At 46.7% G+C, this 13,711-nt stretch carries 7 protein-coding genes; 3 read left to right on the forward strand and 4 right to left on the reverse strand.

The features are described 5' to 3' along the window. Nucleotides 1–688 precede the first annotated feature (688 nt). Nucleotides 689–8,023: a hypothetical protein gene (locus tag QUA00_RS18450; RefSeq protein ID WP_333410679.1), complete on the forward strand. Its 7,335-nt coding sequence runs from the start codon at nt 689–691 to the stop codon at nt 8,021–8,023. A 226-nt stretch (nt 8,024–8,249) separates the two neighbouring features. Here QUA00_RS18450 and QUA00_RS18455 read toward each other — a convergent pair whose 3' ends face one another. From QUA00_RS18455 to tnpA, 3 genes are all read right to left on the reverse strand, one after another. Next, entirely contained in the window at nt 8,250–8,885 is a 636-nt protein-coding gene (locus tag QUA00_RS18455; RefSeq protein WP_333146930.1) for a hypothetical protein, read from the reverse strand. 459 nt (nt 8,886–9,344) lie between these two features. Beyond that, nucleotides 9,345–9,923: a Uma2 family endonuclease gene (locus tag QUA00_RS18460; protein WP_333146927.1), complete on the reverse strand. Its 579-nt coding sequence runs from the start codon at nt 9,921–9,923 to the stop codon at nt 9,345–9,347. Between the two features lie 467 nt (nt 9,924–10,390). Beyond that, the gene (tnpA, locus tag QUA00_RS18465; RefSeq protein ID WP_333146925.1) at nt 10,391–10,822 is read right to left on the reverse strand and encodes an IS200/IS605 family transposase; all 432 of its coding nucleotides are present in this window, start codon (nt 10,820–10,822) and stop codon (nt 10,391–10,393) included. Nucleotides 10,823–10,873: 51 nt separating this feature from the next. Between tnpA and QUA00_RS18470 the strand changes: the two genes are divergently transcribed. Then, complete coding sequence (locus QUA00_RS18470) at nt 10,874–12,025, forward strand: transposase (protein WP_333146924.1); 1,152 nt, start codon at nt 10,874–10,876, stop codon at nt 12,023–12,025. On the opposite strand, the gene QUA00_RS18475 is transcribed toward QUA00_RS18470, so the two are convergent. Next, nucleotides 12,019–12,225, reverse strand: a complete 207-nt coding sequence (locus tag QUA00_RS18475; protein WP_333146922.1) for a hypothetical protein — start codon at nt 12,223–12,225, stop codon at nt 12,019–12,021. The genes QUA00_RS18470 and QUA00_RS18475 overlap by 7 nt on opposite strands. Before the next feature lie 323 nt (nt 12,226–12,548). Here QUA00_RS18475 and QUA00_RS18480 point away from each other — a divergent pair, with 323 nt between their 5' ends. Next, the gene (locus QUA00_RS18480; RefSeq protein ID WP_333146920.1) at nt 12,549–13,667 is read left to right on the forward strand and encodes a hypothetical protein; all 1,119 of its coding nucleotides are present in this window, start codon (nt 12,549–12,551) and stop codon (nt 13,665–13,667) included. Nucleotides 13,668–13,711 lie beyond the last annotated feature (44 nt).

Raw genomic sequence — 13,711 nt, forward strand, 5'->3', positions numbered from 1 at the left:
GGCGATCGATCTTTGGTGTTAACAACCAGATCGATCGCGCAATCCGGCTATCTCGCAATCCCGAACTCCGGCAGGGGTTCAAACCCCTGCCTCAAAGCGAAAGTCGTCTGAAGACGACTGAAGAATTTACCAGTCCTCTTTGAGAGGACTTTGGCTATGAGGCGGGGAATTCATTCCCCGCCGGATTGTGGGAAAGCGCGTGATTCGATCGCCCTTAAATCCCGAAAACACCCGTTGTTCCGTACTTTCACCAGTGTTTGCAAAACTTTATCAAAAAAAACTTGAGAGTTTTGCATAAAACCACTGAGCTCACCCTGATAAATATACAGAAGGGAAATTACGAAGTTCATCGCACTTGTTGAGAGTTATTCAAAAGTGCGATCGCGCGTAACTTCCCGATCGAAATCCGAACCAACATCCCAACGGATATTGGAAAGGGCTTCTTCCGATGTTGGTTTAATCTATTTCCACGGTTGCATTTATTGAGTTCATTTGAGCTGGTAATTGCGACAACAGAGTTGAAGTGCGATCGCACTTCGCGAGACTTCAGTTTGGGTAAATGACGGATATACGACAGCTAGAGAGTGCAGAAGTGCGAAAGTGCAGAAGTGCGATCGGGCTTGTCGATAGAGTCGCTTTGTCAATTTTCAGAACACATTGTATCTTCTACCACGCGAGGATAAAAATCATGGCTACTACTCCTAAGTTTGAATTCCAAGAAGTTTATAATCAACTCATTGAAGAAGGTGGTAAAAGTCGTGTGATTTTTATCAATGGTGGGCCACTAGGATCGTTGTCTGGAATTCAAGAAGCATGGACGGCTATTGACAACTCATTAAAATTAAATGATTCATCTTGGAAGCCTGATGCTCAGAACAGTCAAGGGTCTGTATGGTTTGATCCGGTCATTAATCCTAATCAGACACACTTTGCAATAAATTTTTATTGGGAAGTTACTAAAGTTATCTTCCAGAAGGCTGTATTAGCAGTAACAAAAGAAGTAACTGATTACATAACAAGTTTTGGGCAAGACCCTATTGAGCCACTAGCAAGCATTTTTCAGTTACTTACCAATATTTCGAGTCCTCAAGGATTTACACAGGTTGTCAGCTCAAATCCCACGCTCTTGAATTATGTAACTTCTCGTGTACCAATTACCGATATTCTTTCTGCTTTTAGTGGCGATGCAAAAGAACTACTCACCCAATATTTAACAGAAGAGACTTCTGCAAGCTGGGGAGTTAATAGTCAATGGATAGAAGGCAATTATCCTACAACTGATTGGCTAAAAGTTCCTGCACAAGCAGGACAAGATAAAAACTCTATAATTCTCATTCCAAATTCTCAGGGAAATTTTTTCGCTGAAGATGGATTGCGAGATTTAGAGACAAAAGGTTATTCGGTTGACTTTTCTCGCCTCAAAGTTATTGCCACAGCTTCGGAAACAAAATATGCCGCTGTTAGTAGACCATATCCTACACAAGAAGTGGCAGTTGATGGAGATCCATTTATTGTAATGCAAGCCAACCTTGATGCAATCTCTAAAATCGGAAATTTTTTAGAGTTTGGAGTAAAGTTTATTCAACTGGGGATGGGCAAGCACTCGTTTGTAGAAAACTATAGCAGTCATCCCACGCTAGTCAATGGATTTAAAGAACTTGTTTACGAACTGCACCCCAAAGGATTCTATTTTCCTAAAGGGAAAGTCAGTACAGGCCCAACCAATGATGATGACTGGCTTCAAGCAAATGGAGACATTCAAGGAGGAGACCGCAATGATGTTATGCAAGGTGGAGATAACAATGATAAATTAAGTGGTGATTCTGGCTTCGACTTTTTAGATGGTGGAGGAGGAACTGATACTGCTAGTTACTCCGGCAGCCCAATTGGCATTAAAGTTTGGGCTGATAAAGTTGATGACAAATTTGATGTTTACAAAGTTGAAGATGGCTTTGTTGTAAAAGGCGATAAAACTGTAGACACTCTGGGAAATATCGAAATCATCAGCGGCTCAAATTTTGACGATCAAATGACCGGCGGTGACTACACCGATATCTTCTACGGCCAAGGCGGCAACGACCTTTTTTGGGGACAAAAAGGAGACGATACATTCTACGGTGGCACTGATAATGACAAAGCTTACGGCGGCGATGACAATGACGACCTCCGAGGTGACGAAGGCAGCGACGATTTAAGAGGAGAAAACGGCAACGACACCCTTTACGGCGGTCAAGATAATGATTTCCTCTACGGTGGCGATGGTGAAGACGAACTTCGCGGCGAACAAGGTGCCGATGACCTCCGAGGAGAAAATGGCAACGACTCTCTCTACGGCGGAACCGAAAATGATTCCTTGTACGGCGGCCAAGGTGAAGACAAACTCTATGGCGAAGAAGGAGACGATGACTTAAAAGGAGAAGAAAACAACGATTCTCTTTACGGCGGAACTGGCAAAGATACCCTCAATGGCGGCACTGGAAATGACGACTTGCGAGGCGAACAAGGCGATGACTTATTACAAGGAGAAGCCGGAAACGACACTTTATATGGTGGCGAAGACCAAGACCAACTTTATGGTGGATTAAATGCCGACTTACTCTACGGCCAAACTGGCAACGATCAACTTTTTGGTGAAGACGGCGATGACATCCTAGACGGCGGTACCGACAACGATATCCTCATTGGAGGTACTGGCGATGACAAACTCTACGGCCAAACCGGCAACGATATCATCCAAGGCAACGAAGGCGAAGACTACGCCGAAGGTGGCAGCGGCCGCGACTTCATCCAAGGCAACGAAGGTAACGACATCCTCTACGGACAAGATGGCAGCGACACCGTAGAAGGCAACGCCGACGACGATTTCATCGATGGTGGCAGCGGCCAAGACTTGCTTTTCGGCAATACCGGAGATGACAGAATTTACGGACAAGCCGGCAACGACATCATCCAAGGCAACGAAAACAATGACTGGCTAGAAGGCGGCGACGGCCAAGACATCATTGATGGCGGGGCCGACGACGATGATATTTACGGACAAGCAGGGGAAGACAACCTTTTCGGCAGTCAAGGCCAAGACTACATCGATGGTGGTGACGGCAAAGATACCCTGTTTGGCGGCTTCGATGACGACGTACTTCTAGGCCAAGCCGGCGATGACACTCTCAACGGCAACGCTGGCAACGACGAATTATTTGGCGGTACTGGCAATGACTCGTTAATCGGAGAAATCGGCGATGACTTAATTGATGGAGGAGAAGGAGTCGATCTCGTTAATTACATCAATTCTCCCAGTGGCGTTATCGTTAATATTGACGAAAATAGCGACTACGACAACAACACCAACCAACGTTTCAAAGAATTCGTCACCGCAGTTAATCCCAGCGAATATTACACGGAACTCGAACGGGATTTTGAAATTGCTGCTGGTACTGGCAAAGACGGTTTTGGCACTACCGATGCTTTGAGAAACTTAGAAGACATCATCGGTACTCGCTTTGAAGACATCCTAATTGGCAACGAAAAAGATAACCGAATTTGGGCATTAGAAGGCAACGATTTATTAATTGGCAATGCCGGCAATGACTCATTTTACGGCGGAGAAGGTATCGACATTCTCAGCTACCGCCGCGACCCGAACGGCGTTACTGTCAATTTACAAACAGGGGATGCTACCGACGGTTGGGGAAATCAAGACAAAATTGCCGACATTGAAAACGTCGCCGGTTCTCGGCATGACGATAATATTACCGGCGACGATACCGTTAACGTTATCACCGGCGATGCTGGGAACGATCGCATTTACGGACTCGGTGGCGACGACAAACTCTACGGCGAATTCGGCAACGACCTAATCTACGGTGGCGAAGGCGGCGACAGCATCTACGGCAATCAAGACCGAGACACCCTATACGGTGAAGCCGGTCAAGACTACATCCGAGGTGGTGATGCCGACGACTTAATCTACGCCGGTAGCGATGACGACACCGTTGCCGGAGACGCTGGCTACGGCAACGACACAATTTTTGGCGAAACAGGCAAAGACTTACTCTACGGTGGCGCTGGCGACGACTTTGTGTACGGCGGCGCAGACAAAGACACCATCTACGGCGAAGGCGAAAACGACAAACTCTACGGAGAAGGAGACACCGACCTAATCTACGGTGGCACCGGCGACGACGAACTCTCCGGCGGCGACGACCAAGACACCCTCATCGGCGAAGCCGGCAACGACACTCTCGCAGGCGATGCAGGCGACGACACCCTAGACGCCGGAACAGGCAACGACTATCTCTACGGCGGCACCGGCAAAGACACCCTAAATGCCGGCCTCGGCAACGACCAACTTTACGGCGGCGACGATGCCGACATCCTCCTAGGCAAAGAAGGCGACGACAACCTGTTTGGCGAAGCGGGCGACGACACCCTCGATGCAGCAGAAGGCAACGACAACCTCTACGGCGGCGACGGCAAAGACATTCTCGATGCTGGAATCGGCAACGACAAACTTTGGGGTGGTCAAGACGATGACACTTTATACGCCAAAGCCGGCGACGACAAACTGTTTGGCGAAGCGGGCAACGACAGCCTCAACGCAGCAGAAGGCAACGACAGTCTCTACGGTGGAGACGGCAAAGACATTCTTGATGCCGGAATTGACAACGACTATCTCTGGGGTGGTCAAGACGATGACACTTTATCAGCCCAAGCTGGCGATGACTACTTGTTTGGCGAAGGCGGCAACGACAGCCTCGATGCAGCCGAAGGCAAGGATTCCCTTTACGGCGATAGTGGCAAAGACTTTCTCAATGCTGGCGCAGACAACGATTACCTCTGGGGTGGTCAAGACGACGATACTTTATCAGCCCAAGCTGGCGATGACTACCTGTTTGGCGAAAACGGCGATGACATCCTCGATGCAGCAGAAGGTAACGATTCCCTCTACGGTGGCGACGGCAAAGACATTCTCGATGCCGGAATTGACAACGACTATCTCTGGGGTGGTCAACACGATGACACTTTATCAGCCCAAGCTGGCGATGACAACTTGTTTGGGGAATCTGGCAACGACATCCTTGATGCAGCAGAAGGCAACGATTCCCTCTACGGTGGCGACGGCAAAGATACCCTGTTCGGCGAAGCTGGCAACGACTTATTAGAAGGCGGTTTCGGCGATGACTCACTCTTAGCAGGCGAAGGCAACGATACCCTTCTCGGTCAAGCTGACAACGACACTCTGTACGGCTTCAGTGGCGATGACATCCTCGAAGGCAACTCAGGAACAGACCGACTTTTTGGGGAACTCGGCAACGATACTCTCAATGGCGGTACTGAAAACGATACCCTCGAAGGCGGCGAGGGTAACGACATTCTCGACGGTGGTGATAATAACGACAGTCTGTTCGGACAAGTCGGTGATGATACGGTTATCGGCAACCGTGGCGATGACATTGTTGATGGCGGTTCCGGCAATGATTTGCTTCAGGGTAATCAAGGGCGCGATCGAATTTACGGTCAATCCGGCCTCGACACCCTCCTCGGTGGCGACGATAGCGACACTCTGTGGGGAGGCGATGACAGCGACAACTTGCTGGGAGAATCCGGCAGCGATACCCTGTTCGGCGGTTTCGGCAACGACCAACTCGACGGTGGCGAAAATAATGACAGCCTCTACGGGGAAGGTGGCGATGATACCTTAGCTGGCGGAACAGAGGACGATTTCGTAGATGGCGGCACCGAAAACGATACTCTCTCCGGCAATGACGGCCGTGACAAATTATACGGCCGCCAAGGCAACGACTTCTTAGAAGGCAATGCCGATAACGACCAACTGTGGGGTGGCGATAACGAGGATACGCTGTTAGGACAAACCGGAGATGACATTCTGCGGGGTGAATCGGGCAATGACAGCCTTGATGGTGGCGAAGGGGCCGATCGACTTTTCGGTCAAATCGGCAAAGATACCCTCTCCGGTAACATTGGCGACGACTACTTAGAAGGTGGCGCAGACGATGATAGCTTAACTGGAGGCGAAGGAGTCGATCGCATTTACGGAAATGACGGCAACGACATCGCCGACGGCAACAGCGGCGACGACTACATCGACGGCGGCGCTAACAACGATACTTTAGCAGGGGGAGAAGGGCGCGATCGAATTTTAGGTCAAGCCGGCAACGACAGCCTCGAAGGCAACGACGAGAACGACTTCCTCGATGCCGGAACCGGAAATGACACCCTGTGGGGCAACGACGGCGACGACGAACTCTACGGCCGAGAAGACCAAGATTTCATTGATGGCGGCCGCGGCAGCGACCAAATCTACGGCGGAGATGCAGCCGACACCCTCCTCGGACAAACCGGAGAGGATAACATCGACGGTGGTTCCGGCGCCGACTCGATTCTCGGCAACGACGGCAACGACAACATTTGGGCAAAAGCCGGCAACGACTTCATCAACGCCAACGCCGGCAACGACAACATTTGGGGCGACGAAGACGACGACCTGATTTTTGGAGAAGCAGGCGAAGACAACATTGACGGCGGTTCCGGCTACGACAGCATAGACGGCGGCGCGGGCAACGACCAACTGTTCGGCGGTACGGGCAACGACCAATTATTAGGAGGTGCCGGCAACGACAAAATTGACGGCAGTATCGACGACGACAAACTCTTCGGAGGTGCCGGCAACGACTTGATGTTTGGCAGTCAAGGGCAAGACACGATGTTAGGCGAAGTCGGGGAAGACACCCTCTACGGTGGCGATGAAACCGACATGATGGACGGCGGCGCGAGTAACGACTTGGTTGTCGGCGACTCCGGCGACGACACTCTGACTGGCGATTCCGGCGACGACACCCTCGCCGGCGGCAGCGGCAACGACTTGATGGGAGGAGGCAACGGCGATGACTTGATGTTCGGTGAATGCGAAGACGACACCATGCTGGGAGGTGCCGGTAAGGACACCCTTGACGGCGGTTGTGGCAACGACTTGCTAACCGGGGAAGCCGGCAGCGACAACCTCTTGGGTAACGAAGGCGATGACAGTCTCGATGGCGGCAGCAGTAATGACACCCTCGATGGCGGTAATGGCAACGATTTCTTAAATGGTGGCAGCGGCAACGACAGCCTGAATGGTAACGATGGCGATGACAGTCTATACGGCGGCGAAGGTAACAACGTGCTCAAGGGCGGAAATGGTCAAGATTCGCTGATTGGAGGCAGTAGTTCCGACATATTTGTGCTAGCGCCAAGTTCGGGACTTGATAACATTTTCTACTTCCAGGGCGATCGCGATTACTTCGGACTCTCACAAAACCTCACTTTTGACCAATTGCAAATCGTTCAAGGCGGTGAAAATTATACTAACGATGCTTTGATTAGCATCGCAGGTACCGGCGAACATTTAGCTTGGGTGAAAGATACTCAATTTAGTGCGATCGACAGTTCTCGGTTTATTTCCATCACCCCCGGAGCCCCGCTGCCTGGAGTTTTCAATACTCCTTCGCCTGTCGATTCTTTAACTGGCGAACCTGTTGATAGTGAGGATGATGAGTTGATTGATAACAGTTCTACCGCTGGCTTATCAAACACAACTGCAACAGTAATGAGTCAGCCAAACAGCACGACCACTGCATCAATTAGTCAGCAAAATACCACGACTACTGCACCAGCAAATATCACCTTGCAACCATTACCAACAGCGACTAATCCAGATAATTTGACAGTAACTTCGGCCAATACTATCCCCGACGATATCTTGTTGAATGGCGGTGCAATTCCCACCATGATGACCTTTAGTGAAACTGATGATGACATCCTCATCTACGACACTAACAGCTTGTTGGGTTCTCTAACCAGCGCTCAAACTCAGCCAATTATTCCTTTGAACGGCACGATCGCTAGTAGTGCGATTTCCCCAATTGCTAATAATTCTGCCAATGACAAAAGCCTCTTAATTACTCCGGCTGCAAGTCCCAGCAATCCACTAGCAAATAGCGATTTGACTGGCATTTCGACCTTGTAGTAATTGTAGGTTTGGTTGAGGGCGATCGAATAGATAAAACCCCGGTTTCTTGAAGAAACCGGGGTTTTTAGAAAGGGTATTAATTAAGGAAAGGAACGCGAAAACCTGTTGTTGGCTGTTACCACTTCTGGGCGACCGCTTGAATCAACCCCAGATACTGAGCAGGTAACTCTTCTGCCAGGTACAAGACCGACTCGAACTCCTAGTAGCGACGCTCCATTCATTTTTACTGGAGTTTGCGGGCGATCTCTTCAGCACATTTACTTCCCTCTTTACAGAATGTAATTGTTGTACTACCGTACCTTTGATTCTGAGTATTGAGATAATACATAGTCCCATCGAACTGAGTGGGAGAATCTCCGCTGATGGTCGCTGGAATTGCACCTTCAATATAGGCAATGCGAGGGTTGGGATCAGCAGTGTTCAAGGAGACCATAATCTTTCTGCTATCTGGAAGAACTGCGGCATTAATGCTACGCCAGCCAACATTTGTTTTTATTACTTGGGACTGAGAATCGATGCATCCTCGCCGCGTGGCGTTGTTTATACTAAACTCATTCGAGGCTGCTGCCTGAGAAATATCTGCTGTACCCAGAATCGATATACAGTTCAAATTATCGTACTGCAGTGGTACACCGCTGGTTTTTGTTTCGTAAAACCACTGGCCCTGGATGGACAGAGACTTTGGGATGGAGGCTTTCTTGATGAGAACATATTGTGTTCCCCCAACCGAAAAACCTTCATATCCTTGCTGCACAGCAACAGCACCGAGCAAAGCACCAGCAGCGAAGGCTGCAAGTAACTGCCAATGGTTTTTTGCCCACTCAGTAACAAGAGTTCTTGGAGAAGGTTCCGTTTCCATATTATCTAAAGAGACTCACAAACATAGTTGTCACACATCGACTGTCTACTTGCGATTAGCATCGTTGACATGGGGTATTATCCGGTACGGCATTTGTCATTGAGCCATCCGCATAACTTATAATTGTCCCGCAGTTACAGTACAATACTCTTCCCGATCTACCTATCCGGAACCTCTGCGGTTTAACTTTGAACAATCTGAACACCTTCTGCTCAACCTTAACTCAAAGAGTAAACCACCCCGATCGCCCTGCCGATGAGAAAAAGTGACACGATTTTGTAAACTTACGTAAATTACCTCTATCGATTTAAGCTTTGAGATTTGAGATTTTGGAATTAACCTCACCGATCGCCAAATCCTCACATAATTTCATCAAAAATTACCTCCTCTGAAAAATCTTATTGCTCGAATGGCTCTACCAGAATTGCCTCTAAAATATAACGTGTAAGGATCGTATATTTAGGGCTGTCGATCGAAAATAATTTCCTCATATAATTGCTCGATCGGCAAACTTAGATTTATACTTTGAAACTCAACCCGTTCGCCCTCACGATAGCTCAAAATCACCCACTCACCAGCATCATTTTTATGATAAATATCGATCGCCACCTCATCAGAACTTGCTAATACATAATCGATAAGATTGGGGTTGCGGCGATACTTTTCAAACTTCTTGCCTCGATCGTAAGCTTCGGTGCTATCCGATAAAACCTCCACAATTAAGCAGGGATAAGTAATATAGATAGCATTTTCTCGATCTCGATTATCGCAAGTAACACTCACATCTGGATACGTATAGTTAGGAGTATTAAGAATGTTAACCTTTAAGTCTGAGTTAAAAACATTACAATTACTTCCCCGCAGATGAGATCTAATCGATAACAAGAAATTTATAGCAATCGCACTATGATTTTGGGTGCCACCACTCATTGCATAAACCCGACCATCGATCAGTTCGTGTTTTTCTAGCTGCTTTTCTTCCCAACTAAAATACTCTTCTGGTGTAAAGTGCCGATCGTTATCTCGTGCTGCTATCATCACAATACTCCATTAATCAAAAGTTAATAATACCAACTCACAACTCGATAAAAAGTGACACTATCTGGTAAACTTACGTAAGTTACCTCGATCGATTTGAGCTTGGAGATGTGAGATTTACGCTCCTCTTTCATTTTCCTAGCAATTGTCGAACTTGTGCCAAGCCAACATCGCCTGGAATGGATTGGACTGTGCCACTATCAATCTCGGCAATGCGGTCTTGAGCTTTCTGTACGCCCTAGTTCAAAACATCTCGATCTGTTCTGTCATGCTTTCTAGGATCTTGTCGAGGAGGATAGCCTTGGCGGTATCGGGTAGGGCAGTTGCTTCGGAAATAAGCTGGTCTAGGGTTAGCATTGGATGATTTTGCTCCGAGGAAACGATCTGAATTCTAAATCGTCTAGATTAGCGTGAGACAGAAAGCACCATCCATCACCGACGTGTTTTAGAACAAACGGACTTTTATTTTACCGAAAAACTGGGTCTAAAGCCCCTTCTTCAGTGGCCGGCTTTTCTTGATTTCTAATATACTCCTTTAAGACTTCTAAAGGCGCACCCCCTACAGAAACAGCAAAATAGCTAGGACTCCACAATGCCTCTTTATGAGGTTTTTTGTGTCCAGCTTGTCCGTACCTGCGACTAGAAACACCCTTTAATGCGTTCACGATTTGAGAAATTGAAAGTTTAGGTGGATATTCAATCAGCGCGTGAATGTGATTGTCTTCACCATTAAACTCAAGCACTTGAAAATTCATTTTTTCGGCAACCTCTCGAAATGTTTTTTCAATCAAATCAAGACTTTCTCCCGTAAATACAGACCGACGGTACTTTGTCACGCAGACCAAGTGTATTTTAAGTTCTGTAACAGAATGGCGTTCCTTGCGGTAAATAGTTGTCATAGCCTGTAAACCAATATATAATCGAGTAACAGACCAATTCTAGCACAAGTCATGAAAGCAAGATTTCGCTACAGATTTTACCCGACCGACCAACAACAGCAGAGTCTAGCTCGGTTGTTTGGCTGCGTTCGCGTAGTCTGGAACGACGCTCTTGCCCTCTGCAAGCAATCTGAAAAAAAGCCAAAATCAGCAGAACTTCAAAAAACAGTAATCACTCAGGCAAAAAAGACTGAAGAAAGGGCATGGTTGGGGGAAGTCTCGGCAATTCCTCTACAACAGTCGATCTCGGACTTGGAAACAGCATTTAAGCACTTTTTTGAGTCCTGTAAAGGAAACAGAAAGGGTCGTAGGGCTGGCTATCCAAAGTTCAAGAAACGCACAAATAGTCAATCAGCAAGATTGACGCGCAATGGTTTTTCAATCAAAGGAAATGGGGTTTATTTGGCTAAAATTGGCATTGTCGAGCCGATTTGGTCGAGGCAATTGCCGTCAGAACCCAGTTCTGTAACCGTAATCAAAGATTGCGCTAACCGCTATTTCCTCAGCTTTGTTGTAGAGGTTAATTCCAAGATTGTCGAAGCCAAAAACCACAGCATCGGCATCGATCTGGGCATTAAAACCTTTGCAGTAATGAGCAACGGTGAAACAGCCGAAAGTCCAAACTACAAACAGTTAGACCGAAAGATTCGCAAACTACAGCGCAAGCTGTCACGGCAACCCAAAGACTCTAAACGCCGAAATAAGACTCGGATTCAGATAGCCAAATTGCACAACCAAATTGCAGATACCCGTAAAGACTTCTTGCACAAACTGTCAACCAAAATAGTTAACGAAAACCAAGTAATTGTTTTGGAAGATTTGAACGTGTCTGGCATGGTCAAAAACCGCAAGCTCTCAAGAGTGATTAGCCAGCAAGGATGGTATGAGTTTAGGGTGTTGTGTGAGGCTAAATCTGAAAAGCTAGCTAGGGAATTCATGGTAATTAGTCGCTCTTCGCCAACCAGTCAAGTGTGTTCGGAATGCGGGTTTAAATGGGGCAAAATAGACCTCTCTATGCGCTCGCTAGTGTGCCTTAATTGTGGCACTCAGCAAGATAGAGATTTGAACGCTGCGAGAAATATACAAAAAGTCGGGATAGGGCATTGCCACGACTCTAAATGTACGCAGAGAGAAGGTAAGACCACTTGTGGCACATCTCAATGAAGCGTAAAGAATCCCCGCGCGTTTACGCCGGGGAGTATGTCAAACCAATCCATCACGCCACCAAGAGAAGCTGCTACGTTGTAACCAATGCGAATTCCAAATAACCGAGCATTTGGATGTCTTTCATTGACACTATTTGATGCGTGCAAGCCATTTTTGTCAATTTCGTAATCACCAGTCTCAATATCGATGATTACCATCTTACCAATATTTTCTCATGAGTGCCCAGAAACCGAGTTTTTTGCGAATAGTGGTAGGGTGCGTCAGTTGCGAAATTATGAATCATCACCAAAAATATAATTCTGACGCACCTTGAGTTTTGTGTGGTGCGTCAGCTATTAGATTTTTAGTTTAAACCGAAAATAATCATAGCTGACACACCCTACTAATAACTTTTGTGGAACGGACATCTTGCCCGTCTCTGAAAAATGTAAAATGTTGTTACAAGTAACTTGACACCAGTGACTAGATCCATTTCCCACTGACTATAATTGGAAAAAAATCATTTCTTAGGGGAAATTCCATGCAGAAACTAACTCGAATTTTATTCACTACAGCTTTAACCCTAAGTATTTTGTGTTCTCCCACAGCAGCTTTCGCCAAAGCAAAAATTCAGATAGCCATCCTTTTAGATTCTAGTAATAGCATGGATGGACTGATTGACCAGACTCGTACTCAACTTTGGCAAATTGTTAATTTTTTAACTAAAGTAACCAAAGATGGCGAAGTGCCAGAGTTAGAAGTTGCTCTGTACCATTATGGTAATGACAGCTTACCTTCTGAGGAAGGTTTTGTCAGATTATTAACTGGATTTACTCCCGAATTAGATTTAGTTTCCGAAAAACTATTTAGTATCAAAACCAACGGCGGTCAAGAATATGCTGGCTGGGTAATTCGTTCGGCAATGCAAGAATTAAACTGGAGTAAAAATCAGGAAGATTTTCGCGTGATTTTTATTGCGGGTAATGAACCATTCGATCAAGGCCCAATAGTTTGGAATCAGTCGGTCAATCTCGCTGTCAAAGGAGATACCCTCGTTAATACAATCTACTGTGGTTCAGCCGAAAGTCAGGAGCGAAGACTTTGGGCATCAGGAGCAGAGTTAGCAAAAGGCAGTAGCTTCAACATTAATCAAAACCAACAAATTGTGGTAATTAAGTCTCCTTACGACGACGAAATTTCTACTTGGAATACTAAACTTAATCAAACCTACATTCCCTACGGTAGAGAAGGAAGAATCGGACAACAACGTCAGGCTGTTGAAGATAGTAATTCTGGCACAAGTTTTGCTTCGCGTAGTGCGTCCAAAGCTTCTGAATACTATGATAATGCTTCTTGGGACTTGCTGGATGCCCTCGAAAACGGAACAGTTAAACTAGAAGCAATATCAGATGATAGTTTACCAGAAATCATGCGAGGGATGACGCTAACAGAAAAAAGAGCATATGTAGCTGGAAAGAAAACCGAAAGAGAAGCGATTAAAAAGACGATCCGCGACTTATCTCAAAAGCGTACATCATATATTGAACAACAGCGCAAATCTAGTACCAATAGTGGTGAAAATACTCTCGATCGCGTAATGATTCAGAGTCTCCGCCAGCAATTAGCCGCTAAAGGATTCAAGCTTAGGAATGAGAATTAAATAACTTCCACAAGTTTGTGGGATGGGCGTCCCGCCCGTCCTTT

Source organism: Microcoleus sp. T2B6, from assembly GCF_036700475.1.
Lineage (GTDB): Bacteria > Cyanobacteriota > Cyanobacteriia > Cyanobacteriales > Microcoleaceae > Microcoleus.

Bases quoted from the DNA above. Each gene is read 5' to 3' on its own strand.
- QUA00_RS18450 (WP_333410679.1), top strand. From the start codon at position 689: ATGGCTACTACTCCTAAGTTTGAATTCCAAGAAGTTTATAATCAACTC.
- QUA00_RS18455 (WP_333146930.1), bottom strand. From the start codon at position 8,885: ATGGAAACGGAACCTTCTCCAAGAACTCTTGTTACTGAGTGGGCAAAA.
- QUA00_RS18460 (WP_333146927.1), bottom strand. From the start codon at position 9,923: ATGATAGCAGCACGAGATAACGATCGGCACTTTACACCAGAAGAGTAT.
- tnpA (WP_333146925.1), bottom strand. From the start codon at position 10,822: ATGACAACTATTTACCGCAAGGAACGCCATTCTGTTACAGAACTTAAA.
- QUA00_RS18470 (WP_333146924.1), top strand. From the start codon at position 10,874: ATGAAAGCAAGATTTCGCTACAGATTTTACCCGACCGACCAACAACAG.
- QUA00_RS18475 (WP_333146922.1), bottom strand. From the start codon at position 12,225: ATGGTAATCATCGATATTGAGACTGGTGATTACGAAATTGACAAAAAT.
- QUA00_RS18480 (WP_333146920.1), top strand. From the start codon at position 12,549: ATGCAGAAACTAACTCGAATTTTATTCACTACAGCTTTAACCCTAAGT.